21 protein-coding genes are annotated in these 17,268 nt (G+C 67.9%); 12 read left to right on the top strand and 9 right to left on the bottom strand.

All coding sequences use genetic code 11. The annotated features are described in order from the left end of the window. The first annotated feature begins 29 nt into the window (after window positions 1–29). Window positions 30–947, top strand: a complete 918-nt coding sequence (locus OHA70_RS10590) for an SDR family oxidoreductase (protein WP_328331137.1) — start codon at window positions 30–32, stop codon at window positions 945–947. Window positions 948–951: 4 nt separating this feature from the next. Here the strand turns inward: OHA70_RS10590 and OHA70_RS10585 are convergent, their stop codons facing one another. Continuing rightward, window positions 952–1,758, bottom strand: coding sequence for an MBL fold metallo-hydrolase (locus tag OHA70_RS10585; RefSeq protein WP_328331135.1), 807 nt, complete (start codon window positions 1,756–1,758; stop codon window positions 952–954). 73 nt (window positions 1,759–1,831) lie between these two features. Between OHA70_RS10585 and OHA70_RS10580 the strand changes: the two genes are divergently transcribed. Further along, window positions 1,832–2,947 carry a MerR family transcriptional regulator gene (locus OHA70_RS10580; protein WP_328331133.1) on the top strand — a complete coding sequence of 372 codons (1,116 nt, stop codon included), beginning with the start codon at window positions 1,832–1,834 and terminating at the stop codon, window positions 2,945–2,947. On the opposite strand, the gene OHA70_RS10575 is transcribed toward OHA70_RS10580, so the two are convergent. Continuing rightward, complete coding sequence (locus OHA70_RS10575; protein WP_328331131.1) at window positions 2,933–3,604, bottom strand: alpha/beta hydrolase; 672 nt, start codon at window positions 3,602–3,604, stop codon at window positions 2,933–2,935. The genes OHA70_RS10580 and OHA70_RS10575 overlap by 15 nt on opposite strands. Beyond that, the gene (locus tag OHA70_RS10570) at window positions 3,586–4,182 is read right to left on the bottom strand and encodes a LysE/ArgO family amino acid transporter (RefSeq protein WP_328331129.1); all 597 of its coding nucleotides are present in this window, start codon (window positions 4,180–4,182) and stop codon (window positions 3,586–3,588) included. Before OHA70_RS10570 ends, OHA70_RS10575 begins: the two co-directional genes overlap by 19 nt. Before the next feature lie 81 nt (window positions 4,183–4,263). Here OHA70_RS10570 and OHA70_RS10565 point away from each other — a divergent pair, with 81 nt between their 5' ends. Beyond that, complete coding sequence (locus OHA70_RS10565) at window positions 4,264–5,151, top strand: LysR family transcriptional regulator ArgP (protein WP_328331127.1); 888 nt, start codon at window positions 4,264–4,266, stop codon at window positions 5,149–5,151. Here the strand turns inward: OHA70_RS10565 and OHA70_RS10560 are convergent. After that, window positions 5,102–6,328 carry an FAD-dependent monooxygenase gene (locus tag OHA70_RS10560; RefSeq protein WP_328331125.1) on the bottom strand — a complete coding sequence of 409 codons (1,227 nt, stop codon included), beginning with the start codon at window positions 6,326–6,328 and terminating at the stop codon, window positions 5,102–5,104. The genes OHA70_RS10565 and OHA70_RS10560 overlap by 50 nt on opposite strands. A gap of 96 nt (window positions 6,329–6,424) precedes the next feature. Between OHA70_RS10560 and OHA70_RS10555 the strand changes: the two genes are divergently transcribed. Next, the gene (locus OHA70_RS10555) at window positions 6,425–7,003 is read left to right on the top strand and encodes a TetR/AcrR family transcriptional regulator (protein ID WP_328331123.1); all 579 of its coding nucleotides are present in this window, start codon (window positions 6,425–6,427) and stop codon (window positions 7,001–7,003) included. A 1-nt stretch (window position 7,004) separates the two neighbouring features. Then, a complete protein-coding gene (locus OHA70_RS10550; protein WP_328331120.1) occupies window positions 7,005–7,202 on the top strand; it encodes a hypothetical protein in 198 nt (65 codons plus the stop codon). Here OHA70_RS10550 and OHA70_RS10545 read toward each other — a convergent pair. Continuing rightward, entirely contained in the window at window positions 7,199–8,056 is an 858-nt protein-coding gene (locus OHA70_RS10545; protein ID WP_328331118.1) for an SCO6745 family protein, read from the bottom strand. The two genes, OHA70_RS10550 and OHA70_RS10545, sit on opposite strands and share 4 nt — an antisense overlap. A gap of 48 nt (window positions 8,057–8,104) precedes the next feature. Here OHA70_RS10545 and OHA70_RS10540 point away from each other — a divergent pair, with 48 nt between their 5' ends. Next, entirely contained in the window at window positions 8,105–8,500 is a 396-nt protein-coding gene (locus tag OHA70_RS10540; protein ID WP_328331116.1) for a VOC family protein, read from the top strand. On the opposite strand, the gene OHA70_RS10535 is transcribed toward OHA70_RS10540, so the two are convergent. Beyond that, a complete protein-coding gene (locus OHA70_RS10535; protein ID WP_328331114.1) occupies window positions 8,497–8,994 on the bottom strand; it encodes a GNAT family N-acetyltransferase in 498 nt (165 codons plus the stop codon). The genes OHA70_RS10540 and OHA70_RS10535 overlap by 4 nt on opposite strands. 22 nt (window positions 8,995–9,016) lie before the next feature. Between OHA70_RS10535 and OHA70_RS10530 the strand changes: the two genes are divergently transcribed. Then, window positions 9,017–10,180: a calcium:proton antiporter gene (locus OHA70_RS10530; protein ID WP_328331112.1), complete on the top strand. Its 1,164-nt coding sequence runs from the start codon at window positions 9,017–9,019 to the stop codon at window positions 10,178–10,180. Here OHA70_RS10530 and OHA70_RS10525 read toward each other — a convergent pair. Beyond that, window positions 10,170–11,579 carry an ankyrin repeat domain-containing protein gene (locus tag OHA70_RS10525; RefSeq protein ID WP_328331110.1) on the bottom strand — a complete coding sequence of 470 codons (1,410 nt, stop codon included), beginning with the start codon at window positions 11,577–11,579 and terminating at the stop codon, window positions 10,170–10,172. The genes OHA70_RS10530 and OHA70_RS10525 overlap by 11 nt on opposite strands. Window positions 11,580–11,724: 145 nt before the next feature. Further along, complete coding sequence (locus OHA70_RS10520; protein WP_328331108.1) at window positions 11,725–12,090, bottom strand: nuclear transport factor 2 family protein; 366 nt, start codon at window positions 12,088–12,090, stop codon at window positions 11,725–11,727. A 76-nt stretch (window positions 12,091–12,166) separates the two neighbouring features. On the opposite strand from OHA70_RS10520, the gene OHA70_RS10515 reads away from it, so the two are divergent. From OHA70_RS10515 to OHA70_RS10500, 4 genes are all read left to right on the top strand, one after another. After that, window positions 12,167–13,201 carry an amidohydrolase family protein gene (locus tag OHA70_RS10515; protein WP_328331106.1) on the top strand — a complete coding sequence of 345 codons (1,035 nt, stop codon included), beginning with the start codon at window positions 12,167–12,169 and terminating at the stop codon, window positions 13,199–13,201. Between the two features lie 96 nt (window positions 13,202–13,297). Then, window positions 13,298–13,747 (top strand): hypothetical protein, encoded by a 450-nt coding sequence (locus OHA70_RS10510; RefSeq protein WP_328331104.1) that lies wholly within the window; start codon window positions 13,298–13,300, stop codon window positions 13,745–13,747. A gap of 32 nt (window positions 13,748–13,779) precedes the next feature. Then, window positions 13,780–14,013, top strand: a complete 234-nt coding sequence (locus OHA70_RS10505; protein WP_328331102.1) for a hypothetical protein — start codon at window positions 13,780–13,782, stop codon at window positions 14,011–14,013. Further along, window positions 13,985–14,656 (top strand): TetR family transcriptional regulator, encoded by a 672-nt coding sequence (locus OHA70_RS10500; protein ID WP_328331100.1) that lies wholly within the window; start codon window positions 13,985–13,987, stop codon window positions 14,654–14,656. Before OHA70_RS10505 ends, OHA70_RS10500 begins: the two co-directional genes overlap by 29 nt. Before the next feature lie 4 nt (window positions 14,657–14,660). On the opposite strand, the gene OHA70_RS10495 is transcribed toward OHA70_RS10500, so the two are convergent. Continuing rightward, a complete protein-coding gene (locus OHA70_RS10495; protein ID WP_328331098.1) occupies window positions 14,661–15,179 on the bottom strand; it encodes a DinB family protein in 519 nt (172 codons plus the stop codon). Between the two features lie 191 nt (window positions 15,180–15,370). Here OHA70_RS10495 and OHA70_RS10490 point away from each other — a divergent pair, with 191 nt between their 5' ends. Then, window positions 15,371–17,203 (top strand): DEAD/DEAH box helicase, encoded by a 1,833-nt coding sequence (locus OHA70_RS10490; RefSeq protein ID WP_328331096.1) that lies wholly within the window; start codon window positions 15,371–15,373, stop codon window positions 17,201–17,203. Window positions 17,204–17,268 lie beyond the last annotated feature (65 nt).

Genomic DNA, 17,268 nt, shown 5'->3' with positions numbered 1-17,268 from the left:
CAGTGTATGGCTACAGCGGGAGGCAGCAGATGGATGGGAAGGCCTTGGCGGGCAAAGTGACGTTGGTGGCTGGGGGGACGCGGGCCGCCGGGCGCGGCATCGCGGTTCAGCTTGGTGCGGCCGGCGCGACCGTCTACGTGACGGGCCGGTCCACCAGGGCGCAGCGTTCGGAGATGGATCGACCCGAGACGATCGAGGAGACCGCTGAGCTCGTCGACAAAGCCGGCGGTCGCGGGATCGCAGTACGGGTTGATCACACCGATCCCGAGCAGGTGAAGGCGCTCGTCGAGCGGATCGAGGCCGAACAGGGCGCGTTGCACGTCCTCGTGAACGACATCTGGGGCCAGACCGGCGAACCGAGCTGGGACAAGTCCGTCTGGGAGTCGCCGCTCGACGACGGGCTCAGGCTGCTGCGGCTCGGGGTCGAGACGCACGCGATCACCAGCCACTTCGCGTTGCCGTTGCTGATCAAGTCGCCCGGCGGCCTGGTGATCGAGATGACCGACGGCACGGACGAGTACAACGCGACCAACTACCGCGTCTCGTTCTTCTACGACGTCGCCAAGGGCGCGGTCAGCCGGATGGCGTTCGCGCTGGCCCACGAGCTGAAGCCGCACAAAACGACCTCGATCCTGCTCACCCCCGGCTGGTTGCGTTCGGAGGCGATGCTCGACGGCTTCGGCGTCACCGAGGACAACTGGCGCGACGCGACCGAACGGATCCCACACTTCGCGATCTCGGAGAGTCCCTCGTACGTCGGTCGCGCGGTGGCAGCACTGGCCGCGGACCCCGACGTTTCCCGGTACCACGGCAAGTCACTGTCGAGCGGCGAACTGGCCAAGATCTACGGCTTCACCGACCTGGACGGCAGCCAGCCCGACGCCTGGCGCTACATCGTCGAGGTCGAGTCCCAGGGCAAGCCTGCCGACACCACCGGCTACCGCTGACCGCCTAGAGCTTGTACGGCGAGCAGACCTCCCTGCCAGAACCCGAAGCGGGCAAGGGCAAAGCAGAGCTGGTCAGCGCCGCATGCGGATGCGCAGCAGCAATCGGTACTCCGGTAGCCGCCGCCAACGCCAGTACTGCGTGCCGCGACGTCACCGCAATCGCAGGGTCCCTCTCGTAGACATACGTCAGCTCCGGCCACCGCGCCTGCGCCGGATGCACCAGCACATCACCCCCGAGCACCGCCCGAGAAGTCACCACGCACTGATGCCCAGGCGTGTGCCCCGGCGTAGGCAACAACCGCACCACACTGTCGAGCGACACCTCTCCGTCCACCGTCCGCAACTGCCCAGCATCAGCAAGCGGCCGAACCAACCGCTCATACGTCGCCGACCCCCGCGCATGCTCCACCTCAGCCTGCTGCACCACATACGTCGCGTTCGTGAACCGCGGTACAGCCGCGGCCATATTCCACCCCGCGTGATCCAGGTGGATGTGCGTCAACACCACAGTGTCGACCTCCGCAGCCGACACCCCAGCCGCCTCGAGCAACGAAGGCAACCGCCCAGCCGTCCCCAACCACTCAGCCGCCTCCCCTCCAGCCGGCCCGATCCCCGTATCAACCAGCACAACCCCAGCCGCCGAAGTCACCAAGTAACTATGAAAATGCAGCCACCACCCACCATCAGCCGCCACATTCCCCGGCGCAGCCCCCACCGTCCACTCCTGCTGCGCAGCCGACCACCCAGGCAGCGCGGTCTCCACCTTCTCCGGAAACACCGCCACCGCATCACACAAGACCGTCACGTCCACCCGAATCCCCCTTTCCGCCCGTAGGTGCGAAGTGCTTGACCCTCACGCGACGTCATACCGCATAGTCCGTGGCATGGCGGAACACCTGACCGTTGGGCGCGTGGCCGAGTTGGCCGGCGTGAGCGTCCGCACACTGCATCACTATGACGAGATCGGCCTGGTGCAGCCGTCCGCGCGGACCGCGGGCGGCTACCGGGCCTATTCGGCAGGCGACGTGGAGCGACTGCGGGAGGTGCTCGTCTACCGCCGGCTGGGCTTCGGATTGCGCGAGATAGCCGCGCTGGTGGACGACCCGGACATCGACGCGGTCGCGCACCTCCAACGGCAGTACGGGCTACTGCTCGAGCAACGCGACCGGGCCGCGGCCATGGTGACGGCCATCGACACTGAACTGAAGGAGCGGGCGATGGGGATCAAGGCGACGCCAGAGGCGCAACTGAAGGTGTTCGGTGCGCAGTTGTACGAAGCCATCGGGCCTGCCTACCCGGCGACGCGGCGTACCGAGCCGCGGATCGCCGCGAGGATCTGGGATGCGCTCGGGGATGCCCAGACGGTACTGAACGTCGGGGCGGGCGCTGGATCGTACGAACCCGCCGACCGCGACGTGACCGCAGTGGAACCGTCGGCAGTCATGCGGGCACAGCGTCCAGCGGGCGCGGCCCCTTGCGTGGACGCCAGCGCGGAGAGGCTGCCGTTCGAGGATCAGTCCTTCGACGCCGCGATGGCCGTCAGCACGGTTCACCACTGGCACGACCCGATCGCCGGCCTGCGCGAGCTGCGACGCGTGGCGCGCCGGGTGGTGGTGTTCACTCACGATGCCAGCGACCCCGGTTGGCGTCACCGGTTCTGGCTCACCCGCGACTACTTGCCTGAGGTTGCCGGTCTCGTCGCAGGCCGCCCTTCGGTGGACCAACTGGCCGATGCCATCGGCGGCCGGATTGAGCCGGTGCTCATTCCGTGGGACTGCGCTGACGGCTTCTTCGAGGCCTATTGGCGCCGGCCCGAGGCGTACCTGGACGACCAGGTACGTCGCGCAGTTTCTGTATGGACCAGAGTCGGACCGGACGCCGAGCAGCGGGCAGTCGACAGCCTCCGCGAAGACCTCGCCTCAGGTCGCTGGGCCGAGCTCAACAGCGAACTCATCGCGCTCGACGCCGCAGAACTCGGCCTCCGCTTACTCGTGGCCTGAGAAGGCCCACGCCACCATCAGGGGGAATTCGGCTTGCCAGAAAGGGTCGCCGTGGTTGCCGGGGCGTTCGGTGAGGATGACGTCGGCGTTGGCGGCTTGGAGGGCGGTTAGCCAGCGGGTGGCGTTTTCTAGGAACCAGGGTTCTTGGGTGCCAGCCACTAGGTAGGTGCGGGGGAGGTGGGGCGGGAGTACTGCGGGTGGGTGGTAGCCGCCGCCGGGGGAGGCGGAGAAGATGTGGCCGTAGATGTCTGGGTGGCGGAGGCCTAGGGCTAGGGATAGTTCTCCGCTGGCTGAGACGCCGCAGACGGCCGTGCGTTCGGGGGGCAGGGCCAGGCCGAAGTGGGATTGCACCCAGGTGCGGACGTCCTGGACGAAGAAGTGTTCGTGGGCCGCGAATCGTTCCTCGTCGAAGGAGGGTGAGTACTCCTTGATGCGCGCCATCTCATCCGGATCGCTTGTGTGGTGGGCGCCGACGATCATGGTGGGTGGGACGTCGGCCGCCTCCAGGGTGCCGCCCCAGGAGGAGATCAGTTGGCCGTCGCCGGCGAACACGATTGCCTCGGGTGGGGACGGTGGGACGTAGACCGTGACTTGGCGGCCGCCGTCGTAGTCGAAGGTCTGCGTGACGAGTTCGCCTCTTATCCCAGCAGCATCCATGTGGCCAACGTAGCCATCAGAAGGGCGATCGTGCCGTCCAGGTATTGCCACGAGCGCGGGCGGGCGAAGATCGGGCCCAGTTTGCGGGCGAAGAAGCCGAGGGTGGAGAACCAGGCGAAGCTGGCGGCGACCGAGCCGAGGCCGTAGATCCAGCGGCCGTCGGCGCCGCGTTGGTTGGCCAGCGAGCCGAGCAGGACGACCGTGTCCAGGTAGACGTGCGGATTGAGGTAGGTGAAGCCGAGGCAGGTGAGTACGACGCTGCGAAGCGCGGTCGGGGTGTGCTCAGCGGGAGTGAGAACGGCCGGGTTGAAGGCTCGGCGGGCGGCGATCGCGGCGTAGGTGAGGAGGAAGAGGGCGCCTCCGTAGCGGGCGATGTGCAGAGCGGTTTGGCTGCTGGTGATGAGGGCGCCGAGGCCGGCGATGCCGCTCGAGATGAGGAGGGCGTCGGACAGCGAGCAGATCAGTACCACCGGCAGCACGTGTTCGCGGCGCAGACCCTGACGGAGTACGAAGGCGTTCTGCGCGCCGATCGCAACGATCAGCGACAGCGTCGTGGCGAAACCGGCGAGGAGGGGCATACCTCGACCGTAGAAGCCGGCCGTCCCACAAACCAGCTAAAGTTTCTGCATCACCATTAGCAATCCTTAAGGGCGCTGACAATGCAGCTCGACTCGGCACAGCTGGACACCTTCGCGGCGGTGATCGACGAGGGCAGCTTCGACGCGGCGGCGCGCAAACTGCGGATCACCCCGTCGGCGGTCAGCCAGCGGATCAAAGCGATGGAGAGCCGCCTCGGCCACGTCCTGGTCCAGCGCACCAAACCCGCCCGCGCCACCGAAGCAGGTGAGCCGGTACTACGCCTCGCCCGCCAAGTCTCCTTGCTGGAAGTCGAAGCGATCGCCGCCGTCAAGGGAAGGCTGGAAGGCCTGAGAATCCCCATCGCGGTCAACGCCGACTCCCTCAACAACTGGTTCCTCCCCGTGCTCTTCGCCGTACCGCCCGAGCTGGTGACAGCGTTCGACCTGCGCCAGGAGGATCAGGACCACTCGGCCGAACTGCTCCGCAACGGCACCGTACTGGCCGCGGTCACCGGCGATCCCCGGCCGGTACAGGGTTGCCGGGTGCAGCCGCTCGGCAAGATGCGGTACCTGTCCGTCGCGACCCCTGAGTTCGCCGACCGCTGGCTAGCCGGCAAGCCGTTGCCCGAGGCACTCGAAACGGCGCCGATGATCGTCTTCAACGCCAAGGACATGCTCCAGCACCGGTTGCTCCGCAAGGTCACCCGGCGCCGGCTCGATCCGCCGACCCACTCGATCCCCGCGCCGGGGCCGTTCGTCCGGGCCATCCGGCTCGGCCTCGGCTGGGGGATGATCGAGGAGGAGATGGTGGAGGACGAGCTGGCCGACGGCCGCCTGGTAGAAGTTGCCCACGGCAAGTACGTCGACGTGCCGCTGTACTGGCAGCACTGGAAGCTCGACTCCGCCGTCCTGGACGCCCTCACCGCTGCTGTGCTCCATGCTGCTGAGGCAGGCCTGCGGACGCGTTAGCCGAGTAGTCCGGCAGGTCGATCGAGTTGCCCACCTTCAACGGCAGCTCGTCGATCAGCTTGCGCCAGGGCAAGTACGGCAACAGCCTGAAGTTCAGGTTGCGGAGCTTCAGAAACGCCTTGCTACCAGGCACGAACCACTGGCCACTGTCCTTTCCCTGCTTCTGGCAAGCTTCGACGAACCCGCGCATGCGATCCTCGTACGCTGCAAAGCCACGCACGTGATCCCCGCCAGCCGCCGCCAACTCACCCGCCAGCACATACGCTCCCACGATCGCGAGACTGGTTCCCATCCCGGACAGCGGCGAGGCGCAGTACCCCGCATCACCGGCCAAGGCGATCCGCCCGATCGAGTAGCTCGGCATCTTGATCTGGCTGACCGAATCGAAGTACCAATCCGGCGACGACGAAATCCCCGACAACAGTCGCGGTACCTCCCACCCAACCCCCGCGAACGCATCAGCAAGGATCTCCTGCTGTGCCGCCGCGTCGTGCCGGTCGTACTTCAACGGCTCCGACGCGAAGTAGAAGAGTGCCTTCGCCTCCGTGTTGTCCCGCGCACTGTAGGTGCCGGCCGTCTTGCCCGGCACATTCACGAACCGGGCTGTGTGGTCCAGCCCCAAGTGGTTCGAGACGGTGAAGACGGAGTTGTAGTAGCCGAGATCATGGATGTACTGCGACTCGGGCCCGAATGCGATCCGGCGTACGTTCGAGTGCAGCCCGTCGGCGCCGATCACCAGCTCGAACCGCCGCGACCCGCCGCGCTCGAAGGTGACCTCGACACCGGTGTCGTCCTGCGTCAGAGCGGTGATCGAATCGTCGAAGAGGTACTCCACCCGAGCTCGCGTCGCGTCGTACAGGATCTCGACCAGGTCGCCGCGGAGGACCTCGAGCTCGCCGCTGAGCACCGTCGAGTTCATCACCGCGACCGGCTTGCCCGCCTCGTTCACGTACGTCATCTCGCCCAGCTCGGTCGCCTTCGCCTGGACCTGCTCCAGCAGGCCCATCCGGTCGAGCACCTTCAGCGAGGCGCCGCGGAAGTCCACCGCGTAGCCGCCGGGCCGGGGCTCCGGTGCCCGTTCCACCACGGTCGGGATGTAGCCGAAGCGCTCCAGCCAGAAGGCCAGCGCGGGTCCGGCGACGCTCGCACCCGAGATCAGCACCGTCTTGTTCGTCATCGTCAGCTCCTGGAAATGGGGGTGATGAGGCGACTGTACGATGGTCTTAGACGGTCGTGCAAGACGTTTGTGTCAGACATCGACTAGGATCGGGAGATGGGAAACCGCGAAGCGCTGATCGAGGGCGCGAAGACCTGCCTGATGGAGAAGGGCTACAGCCGGACCACCGCTCGTGACATCGCGACGGCGGCCGGGGTGAGCCTGGCCGCGATCGGCTACCACTTCGGGTCCAAGGAAGCGCTGATGAACGAGGCGATGCGCCAGGCGCTGGACGAGTGGGGCGTCGACGTCGGCAAGGCGATGAGCGCCGAGCTTCCGGGTGAGGTCGATGGCCGCGAGCGGTTCGCCGCGACCTGGGGTCAAGCGGTCAAGACGCTGGAGTCGCCGCAGACGCGCGCGCTGTGGGTCACCCAGTTCGAGGTGCTGAGCATGCACGTGCCCGAGCTGCTCGAAGCGTTGTCGAAGATGCAGGGTGAGGCGCGTGAAGGCCTGGCGACGCTGTTCGGATCGGCCGACGAGAACACCGATCCGGACACGGTCCAGCAGGTCGGCACCTTCTACCAGGCGCTGATGCTCGGCGTGATCGCCCTCTCGCTCTTCGACCCCGAGAAGGCACCCACCGGCGATGACCTGGCCAAGGCCATCCAGTTGGTCGCCACCCAGCTAGGGTCGTGAGATGAAGAAAGCGCTTCCGGCGGCCTTCGGGCTGCTGCTGACGGTCCTCGGTGTGGTCTGGGCGTTGCAGGGCCTCGGCTATATCGGCGGCAGTTCGATGTCGGGCAAGCAGATCTGGGCAGTCATCGGCCCGGTGGTCGCGGCCTTCGGGATTTCCTTGCTCTACGTCACTTTCCGCGGCCCGCAGAAGAAGCGTTAGTCCCAGCGCATCGCCATCGGGTTGTCGTCCGGTACCGCCCCGGAGGCCATGATCGCGCCGCTGATCGGCCGGACGAGCCGGTCGAGTTCCTCAGCGTTCTCGTCCCCGAAGGCGGTCCACCCCTGCTCGGCGAGGCGATCGGTCGTGTCCTCGACCGACTGCCGCAGCGCGTGCCCGGCATCAGTCAGTACGCCGTCAGCCGTGAGCAGCCCGCGTGCCTTGAGATCGTCTTCGGCCGTCGCCCACTCGTCGTCGCTCCAGCGCCGGTTGAGCTGGAAGACCTCCTTCGACGGGCCACCCGCAGCGGACAGGGTGACGATCGCCTCGCACGGAGACAGCCCCGCACCGACCAGCGCGGAGACGTGTCCATCTCCGCGAGACTCCCGCAGGATCGTGGTGGCCTGCCACAACACCAGATGCGGCTCGTCGGGCCAGTCGAGTGCTGCGTTGGCCGCCGCGAGTGGGCGGCCGGCGGTTGGGGCCAGCTCGGCGGCCTTGCGGGCCAATTCGGCGGCGCGGCGTACCGGCGTACTGGTTGTATCGGCGTTGGGGAAGCGGCGTACTGCGCTGTCGACCGCCTGCAGGCGAGTGGTGAGGAGCTGCGCGGGGGTGGCGAAGTTCCACGCGTCAGGAATGGCTCGGGCGACCATCGATGGGTGGAAGTTGTAGAAGACCGCCGTCACCAACTCAGGGCCGACGGCGCCTAGCGGAGCTGCTCGGCAGGCGAAGTAGCTCATCCAGCCGCCGCGGAGGCCGAGGGCGTCGGTGGCCTTGCGGGTGTCGGGCGCGAAGTACGTGATCGCGTGGTACGGCTCGAGGACTTTCCACAGGCGGCGGGCTCGCGAGTCGGTCATGCTCCCGATCAAAGCAGATCGATCCCCTCGGATGAGAGGGTTGCGGCCATGAGTATTCGGGTGCAGTGCGTGATCTACGACGCGATCGATCCAGCCGCGCAGGCGCGGTTCTGGGCGGAGGTTCTCGGCTGGCGGATCACCCACGAGGTGGAGAAGGAGTCCGTGCTCGAGCCGCCGGAGGGGAGTCCCGAGGACGGCATCGTGCCCGACATCTTGTTCGTCCGGGTACCGGAGGACGAGAAGAAGTCGCTGAAGAACCGTGTGCACATGGACCTGCGCCCGGACGACCAGGAGGCCGAGATCGCCCGGGTCGAGAAGCTCGGCGCCCAGCGCGCGTCGGTCGGTCAGGACGACTCCGTCTCCTGGGTCGTGATGACCGATCCCGAGGGCAACGAGTTCTGCATCCTCCGCGCCTTCACTCCCGAGGAACTCGCCTCCTTCTAGAGCGGGCGGTGCATCACATGGAGGCCGACGTAGCCGTGTGACGGGCTGAGGAAGGCCTCGGGCACGGTGCCGATGATGTCGAAGCCGAGCGACTGCCAGAGCTTGACCGCGGTGGTGTTGGACTCGACCACCGCGTTGAACTGGATCGACCGGAACCCGCTCCGGCCGGCCCAGTCGATCATGTCCTGGCAGAGCGCTCGGCCGACGCCCTGACCGCGGGCGGCCGCGTCGACCATGAAGCTGGCGCTGGCGATGTGCGCGCCCGGGCCGGGCCGGTTCGGGTACATGTTGGCGCTGCCCAGAACCTTGCCCTTGGCATCGATCGCGACCGTTGTCCGGGCGAGCTCGGATGAGGAAGGCGACATCCAGATCGCCTGTGCCTGTTCGAAGGTCAGCTCGGGGTCGTAGGTGTAGGTCTCCTGCGCGGTGACGATGTCGCGGAAGAACGGCCAGATCGCGTCCCAATCCGCTGCGACGGCCTCTCGGATCTCCATGCAGCAGATAGAATCACAGGGGATGACAAACTCTCATGTCCTTTCCGGGCTGCCGCGCTGGAGCCTCGCCGTCCCCCCGCTCGCGCTCGTCGTCCTCGCTGTTTCCTGGGGCCGCAAGCCCGGGGTGATCTTGCTCATCCTCATCTGCGCCGGCCTCGGCGCGGCGGTGATCGCGGCCGTCCATCACGCCGAGGTCGTGGCGCACCGTGTCGGCGAGCCGTTCGGCACGCTGATCCTGGCGCTCGCGGTGACGGTGATCGAGGTCGCACTGATCGTGACGCTGATGGCGTCCGGCGGCGACAAGGCGGCCTCACTCGCGCGTGACACCGTGTTCGCCGCCGTGATGATCACCTGCAACGGCATTCTGGGTCTTGCGCTCGTGGTCGGCTCGTTGCGGCACAAGACGCAGGAGTTCCGGGTGCACGCGTCCGGGAGTGCGCTCGCGGTGATGACGGCGCTCGTCACGCTCAGCCTGGTGCTGCCGACCTTCACGACCAGTACTCCGGGCGCCACGTTCAGCGCCGCGCAGCTTGCCTTCGCGGGGGTTGCTTCGCTGGTGATGTACGGAGTCTTCGTCTTCGTCCAGACCATCCGGCACCGCGACTACTTCCTGCCCAACGCCGATCCCGCGGTCGACCCCACCGCCAAAGCGGCCCGCGAGGCCGAGGCCGAGGGGCTGGCCGACCTTGACGGCGACGGCGAGGACGACGCCCACGCGCAAGCGCCCAGCACCAAGGTCGCGTTGCTGAGCCTCGCGCTGCTCTTCGGCTGTTTGATCGCGGTGGTCGGCCTGGCGAAGACGGTCTCGCCGAAGCTGGAGTCCGCGGTCGAGTCGGCGGGTGCGCCGCTCGCGGTCGTCGGGGTCGTGATCGCGTTGCTGGTACTGCTGCCGGAGACGGTTGCCGCAGTACGGGCCGCACTGCGGAACCGCCTTCAGACCAGCCTCAACCTCGCGCTCGGCTCGGCCCTGGCCAGTATCGGACTGACGATCCCGGCGATCGCCATCGCGTCGATCTGGCTGGACGGGCCGCTCGTCCTCGGCCTGGGTGGCAAGGAAATGGTGCTGTTCGCGCTGACCGTGGTGGTCAGCATGCTCACCCTGGCGACCGGCCGGGCCACCCTGTTGCAGGGCGCGGTCCACCTGATGATCTTCGGCTCGTTCCTCTTCCTGACGGTCAGCCCTTGAGGCTGTCGAAGTAGTCGACGACCTCTTGCTGATGGTTGTGCTCGGCCCACCCGCGCGGTGTGCTGTTGTACGCCGGTTCCACGAGGGTGGGATCGGCGCCGAGCGCGATCAGCTTCTTGACCGTGTCGAGGTGACCCGCGAACGCCGCCTGGTGCAGCGGCGTGATCCGGCCGGTCATGAAGAGATCGAAACCCAAGGCCTGCAACGGTTCCAGGGCTTCGGTACGACCCAGCTCGGCCGCTTTGAGCGGGAGGTGCGGATTCCGGCGTACCGCGCGGGCCGCCAGCTCCGGACTCGCATCGACCGGTCCACCGCGGAACGCGGCGGCGTACAGCTCGTGGACCTCGTCGAGCGGCGCCGCGCCGGCCGCGAGCAGGAGCGCGGCCACCTCGTCGAATCCCTGCGTGGCCGCCAGCTCGTAGGCCCGATGCCCGACGAAACCGGGATGTTCGGTGCCGCGCGCATCAGGGTCGATGCCTTGGGCAAGCATCAACTCGACCCGGTGCAGCAGCCCACGCGACGCAGCGAAGACGAGCTCGTCCTCCAGCAGTTGCCTCGGAGTCGGATGGGCCGTGGTCATTCGCGCGTGCCAGGGACCACCGTCGCCCTTGCCCAGGCCGAACTCGAGCAGCAACTCCAGGTGGTCGTCGTCCCATGGCGGCGGGCAGCCCGGCCCGCAGTTGTACATCGTCTGGCTGTCGTTCGCGTCGGCGCCGGCTTCGAGCAGCAGCCGGGCCAGTTCCAGCCGGTTCTGATGCGGAGGCTGGTCGCCTTCGCCTCGACCGAAGGCGCCGGTCAGCGCCGTGAAAGGCGACGGCAGGCCTTGCCAGAGATAGCCGGCGTTCGGGTCGGCGCCATTGGCCAGCAACAACTTCGCGATCTCCAGCTGGGCAGGTGCGTCGAGGCGTGAATAGGTCAAGTACACCAGGGGTTCCCATTGCAGCGGCCCGCCCTCGCGCCGGGCCAGCGAGGGATCGGCCGCCAGTGATGCGCGGACAGCCTCCACCTCGCCGGCGACCACCTGCGTGTAGATGTTGCTCAGAGCAACTTCATTGAGCAGCTCCCGGGCGGCTACCTGCTGGGCCGGATCGTCCTGACCGTAGTGCAGCGTGGCCAGCCGGAGGAATTCGTCACTGGGCGGTCCGCCGGCTGGCACCTTGTGCGGCGAGCGGGTGTACTTGTCGACCTGCTCGAGATGGTGGACGAGCCGCGGCCAACTGGCGAAGCCGTAGCTGCGGGCGATCGCCACCTGCGCGTCGGCGAGCGTGCTCACCGGATGGAACTCGGCCGCCAGCGCAACGGCTGAAGGATCTTCCGCGCGGACCTGCTTGAGCAGCGTCTTGGCCTGGTTCTTCAGGTGCTCCAGGCGCGGGTAGTTCGGGAGATTACGGGTCGGCATGGCGACCTCCTCTCTACGTGCCTGCTGTCCGCGTCGTCAGGCGAGAAAGGAGGTGGGTAACACCAACTCAGAACTCGAGATCAGGTGGGCTGAGCCCTTCCCGCGGACCGGTGGCACCCTGAGCGCCTGACCCGATCGTACGACTTCAGGGCTTTTCCATCCACCACTCGGTGAATTCGTGCGCCCGGCCGTCCTTGTCCAGGCGGATCACCCACAGGTTGCTGTACTCGCCCGGTGGGTCGGTCTGGTACGTCGTCCAGCCGCGCACGAAGCCGACGCCGTCGCCGAACCCCAGTACCTGGTACTCGAAGAGCGTCTCGCCCGGCGCGTCGGCGACCTCCAGCCAGGCGTTCACGATCGCCTCCCGGCCGAGTACCGGGTCCTCGTCCGGGCGCCGGTAGAAGGCGGCGTCCTCGGTCCACAGGGCGGCGATGTGCTCGGGATCGTTCGACTCCCAGGCTCGCCGGTACGCCTTCACCCAGCGATCCAGGTGCCTCTCCTTCAGCGCCATGGCGAGCATTCTGCCGTGCGCAGACGGCAGGGACGCGCCAGACACGGTGAACCGGTTGGCGGGGAGGATCGGGGGCATGGCGACCTGGGTGTTCGACGGAATCGGCCTGCCGGCCGGCGAGCAGGTTCATCTCGAAGCGGGTACGGGCGACCGCGAGTCGTTGCCTGGACGATTCGCGCTGCCAGGGCTGGTGGACTCGCACTGCCACCTGACCTTCGGCGTCGGTGAGCGTGGACCGGTACTACTCGGCGAGACCGAGGCCCGGACGATGCTCGACGACCTCGCCCAGGTTGGCGTCGGCGCGCTCCGGGATGTCGGCGGCAACGGATCCGTCACCCTGAAGCTTGCCGCCAGCCCCGAAGACGGCCGGCCCGTCGTACTCGCGGCCGGCCGGTTCATCGCGCCGGCCGACAGCTACTTCGCGGGCATGTACGAACCCGTACCGGCCGAGGGGCTGATCGCTGCGGTCGAGGCCGAGATCGACGCCGGCGCCACCTGGATCAAGCTCGTCGGCGACTTCCCCGCGGTCGGCCCCGACGGTCCGATCCGCGGCAGCGCGGTGACGCCCAATTATGAGCTCGACGCCGTGGCCGAGCTGGTCGCCGCCGTCCACGCTCGTGGTGCCCGGGTCGCCGCGCACACCCAGACTCCATTGGTCAGCGACCTCGTCCGGGCCGGCATCGACTCTGTCGAGCACGGCGACGACCTCACGGCCGAGGATCTCGAGGTACTGGGTGCCCGAGGCGGTGCTTGGACTCCAACCCTTTCGGCCGCCATGTTCGGCGCCGAGAACGACACCCCTGAGCGGAGCGCGCGCAGACGGGACCGATCGGAGAAGGCCGCGTCGATGCTGCGCTTGGCTCACCACTACGGCGTACGTGTACTGGCAGGCTCAGATGTCGTCGGCACGGTCGCCGGTGAGGTGGAACAGCTCGTACGGCACGGCCTCTCGGTGACCCAGGCGTTGGAGGCCGCGAGCACCTCGGCACGCCAGTTCCTCGGGCTTGCCAGCGAGGGTGATTTGGTCACCTACGAAGCTGACCCGCGCGAGCATCCCGAAGTACTGGCCACCCCCGCGGCCGTCGTCCTCCGCGGGCACCGCATCCGCTGAGACCCAGCTCACTCTGGCCCTTCTTGAACATGTTCAAGAATCGGGCCTACTCTCGTCATGTCAGAGAATTGAACGTGTTCAAAATGTGAGGACGTGATGAGAATGACGGTGGTCACCTATCTGATCTACCTGCTGATCGCGGTGCCGCTGACGATCTGGGTGGCGCGGACGCTGAGCCGGAACGGACGGATCTTCCTGGTCGACGTGTTCCACGGCAACGAGGACTTCGCCGACGCGGTGAACCGGCTGCTGGTGGTCGGCTTCTACCTGGTCAACCTGGGCTTCGTGACGCTGTTCCTGCGGACCGGGAGCACCGTGGTCGACGCTCGCGGGGTGATCGAGCAGCTCAGCGTGAAGGTCGGCATCGTGATGGTTGTTCTCGGTGTCCTGCACCTGCTGAACGTGTGGACCTTCAACGCCATCCGCCGCCGTAGCCGGATGGAGGAGATGACCGCGCCTCCGGTCCCGCCGAACACCTTCGTCGGCACGGGCCCCTTCCAGCCTCCGCTGACCGGCACCCAGCACCCGATGCCGCAGGGCTACTGACGGAGCTGGACCACCTGGCCACACTGCGCGAGGTGACGGTGGTTGCCGACGACGGAGCGGTTTACGTCGGCGACTGGGCGTGGATCGTGTGTCTGTGGGCGACCTGGGAGCACCGGGCTACCGCAGTACGGCTGGCAAGTCCGGCGATGCGGCCGGTGGCGCGGGCGATGGTGCAGGTGGCGGCGGGGTTGCGGAGCAGGAACTCGGAGTTGATCGGAGGTGACTACGCTGACGGATGTGACGGACAGTGCGACCGCCAAGGGTGAGCAGACGCGTGAGCTGATCCTGTCGACGGCTCTGCGGTTGTTCCGCGAGCAGGGCTACGGCAAGACGACCATGCGGGCCATCGCCGCCGAGGCGGGTGTGTCGGTCGGCAACGCGTACTACTACTACAGCTCCAAAGAGCACCTGATGCAGGCGTACTACGACCACCTCCAGGTGCAGCATCGCGAAGCAGTGCAGGCGATCTTGGCCGACGACAAGTCGTTCACCAAGCGGCTCACCGGCGTACTGCGGACCTGGCTGGAGGTGTCCGAGCCGTACCACGAGTTCGCCGGTACGTTCTTCAAGACGGCGGCCGAGCCGAAGAGCCCGCTGTCGCCGTTCAGCGAAGAGTCCCGGCCGGCCCGGGAGGCGAGTATCGAGATCTTCCGTCAGGTGGTGGAAGGCTCGGATCTCAAGCTCCCCGCCGACCTCCGGGCAGAGCTGCCTGAGCTGCTCTGGCTGATGCAGATGGGGATCGTCCTGTTCTGGGTCCACGACGACAGCAAAGGACTGCGGCGCACGCAGTTGCTGATCACCAGCACTGTTCCGCTGGTGGACAGGCTCCTGCGGCTGACCCGCGTCCCTGGCGTCAAGGGCGTGGTGAACGACTTGGTCGGCGTGATCCGCCAACTCAAGGGCGTCTGAAGAACTACTCGCCGGTGAGGCCGTCGAGGCGTTGGCGGAAGAGGTCGGCGTGGCCGTTGTGGCGGGCGGTCTCCTGGATCAGGTGGAGGTAGAGGGAGCGCACGGTGTGCTCGGTGCCGACTCGCGGCCGGGTGAAGGTGTGGTCGAGGTCGTAGCCGGCCAGGATCTCGTCGTTCAGCTTGGCCGTCTCGCGGAAGTCGGCCAGGTCCTCCTCGACGTGGGCCGGGTCGACCAGGTCGAAGTCGCCGTCGGGGAACTCCTGGCTCCACGTCTTCAGCAGGTCGAACGAGCGGCCGTCCAGGCAGATCTGGACCCAGTACCGCTCGACCTCGGTCGCGTGCCGGACCAGCCCGATCAGGCTCATCGTCGACGGCTCGATGCCCTTCCCGGTGAGCTGCTCGCCGGTCAGTCCCGAGGCCTTCCACAGCAGGGTGCCGCGGTGGAAGTCGAGATAGGCCTGCAGCAGGTCGCGCTCATCGCCCACGGTCGGCGGATTGACTCGGTACTCCTCAGCGGCGGTCACGGCGGAAAGATACCCACTTGAGGTGACTCTCTGCCAGAGGTCGGCCAGTGCCGTACACTGAATGTGACGGCCCGCCCAGTTCTGCCTCGGGCCGATCTCAGTGCATACGCTGCGCTAGCAGTCGACCACCACGCGCCGCGGCTCAAAAGCTGCGCCGGGCAGGACGACCCCCCGATCTTTTGGAGTACTTCATGGCGGCACGCCGCCCCAGCAACACCACGCCCATTTCCACCCCTTCTACCTCCGCACGACCCCCGCGCGCCCAGGGTGAGGCCCCGGCGCGCCCCCGTCGCCGGCGCCGTACCGGTGCCGATGGCAACAACTCCGCGGCCGGCTCCGGCCGCCCGGTGACCGCCTCCGAGACCGGCCGCCGTGGTTCCGCCGACAACGGTCGCGTTGCCGACAGCAAGCAGGCTTCGTACGCCGAGGTCGCGCCGACCGTCGTCGACGAGAACCTGACCTTCGACGACCTCGGTGTTCCCGCCGGTCTGGTCAAGGCGCTGGCGGCCGCCGGCATCCTCAAGCCGTTCCCGATCCAGGCGGCGACGCTGCCGGACTCGCTGGCCGGCAAGGACGTGCTCGGCCGCGGCCGGACCGGTTCCGGCAAGACCTACGCGTTCGTCCTGCCCGTGCTGGCCCGGCTCACCACGAGCACCAGCAAGCGCCGGCCGAACCAGCCGCGCGCGCTGATCCTGGCGCCGACGCGCGAGCTCGCGACCCAGATCCAGGCGTCCATCACGCCGTTGACCGACGCGCTCGACCTGCGCACGATGACCATCTTCGGTGGCGTCGGCGCGGGCCCGCAGATCACTCAGCTGCGCCGCGGCGTCGACATCGTGATCGCCTGCCCGGGCCGGCTCGAGGACCACGTCAAGACCGGTCACGCCAAGCTCGACCAGGTCGAGATCACCGTGCTGGACGAGGCCGACCACATGGCCGACCTCGGCTTCCTGCCCGCCGTCCGGCGGATCCTGGAGGCGACCCCGGCGAACGCCCAGCGGCTGCTGTTCTCGGCCACCCTGGACGCCGGTGTCGACGTCCTGGTCAAGCGGTTCATGAAGTCGCCGGTCACGCACAGCGTCGACTCGGCGCAGTCGCCGGTGACCAAGATGACCCACCATGTGCTGCATGTTCAGTCCGACAGCCGGTTGCCGGTACTTGTCGACCTGACCGCTGCACCGGGTCGGACGCTGGTCTTCACGCGGACGAAGTACGGCGCGAAGTCGCTCACCAAGAAGCTCATCGCGCAGGGTGTCCCGGCCGTCGAGCTGCACGGCAACCTGTCGCAGGGTGCTCGTACGCGGAACCTGGAGGCCTTCTCCGACGGTTCGGCCAAGACGCTGGTCGCGACCGACATCGCCGCGCGCGGCATCCACGTCGACGACATCACGCTGGTCATCCACGCGGACCCGCCGATCGAGCACAAGGCCTACCTGCACCGCTCCGGGCGTACTGCGCGCGCCGGCGCCGAGGGCACCGTCGTCACGCTGATGACGGATGACCAGGTCCGCGACGTCCGGGACCTCACCCGCAAGGCCGGTATCGCCGCCACGGTCACCAAGCTCCGCGTCGGCGACCCGCTGCTCGAGAAGCTGGCGCCGGGCGAGCGCACCTTCGTCACCCCGACCATCAAGGTGGTTGCGGACGACGAGGTACGCCGCGCAGGCGGCGGTGGCGGGCGTGGTCGCGGCCGTGGCGCTGGTCGCGGCGCGACTGGCTCCGGCTCGGCTCGCGGCGCTGGCTCCGGCTCCGGGAAGAGCACGGGAGGCGCTCGCTCCGAGCGCTCCGGCTCCGCGAGCGGCGCAGGCGCCGGCCGCGGTGCAAGCGGTGGCGGTCGCGGCAACGGCTCCGGTGGACAGGGTGGTGGACGGTCCGGCGGAAGCCAGGCGACCAAGACCCGGTCCCAGGGACGCGGCGGCTCTGCTGCGCCGAAGAGCTACAGCACCAGCACCCCCGGCTCGAGCAGCCGTCCCGCCGGGGCGGCGGCGTTCTCCGCCAGCGCCGGCGGCCGTCGCGGCCGCTAGCAAGAATCGGCGCGCCGCAGTCGGTTAGTACCGGCAGTGCCGCCGTTGTACCCACCAGGCAGTGA

Source organism: Kribbella sp. NBC_00382, assembly GCF_036067295.1.
Classification (GTDB): domain Bacteria; phylum Actinomycetota; class Actinomycetes; order Propionibacteriales; family Kribbellaceae; genus Kribbella.
The sequence above is the reverse complement of the archived record's forward strand: the minus strand, read 5'-3'. Positions and strand labels throughout refer to the sequence as shown.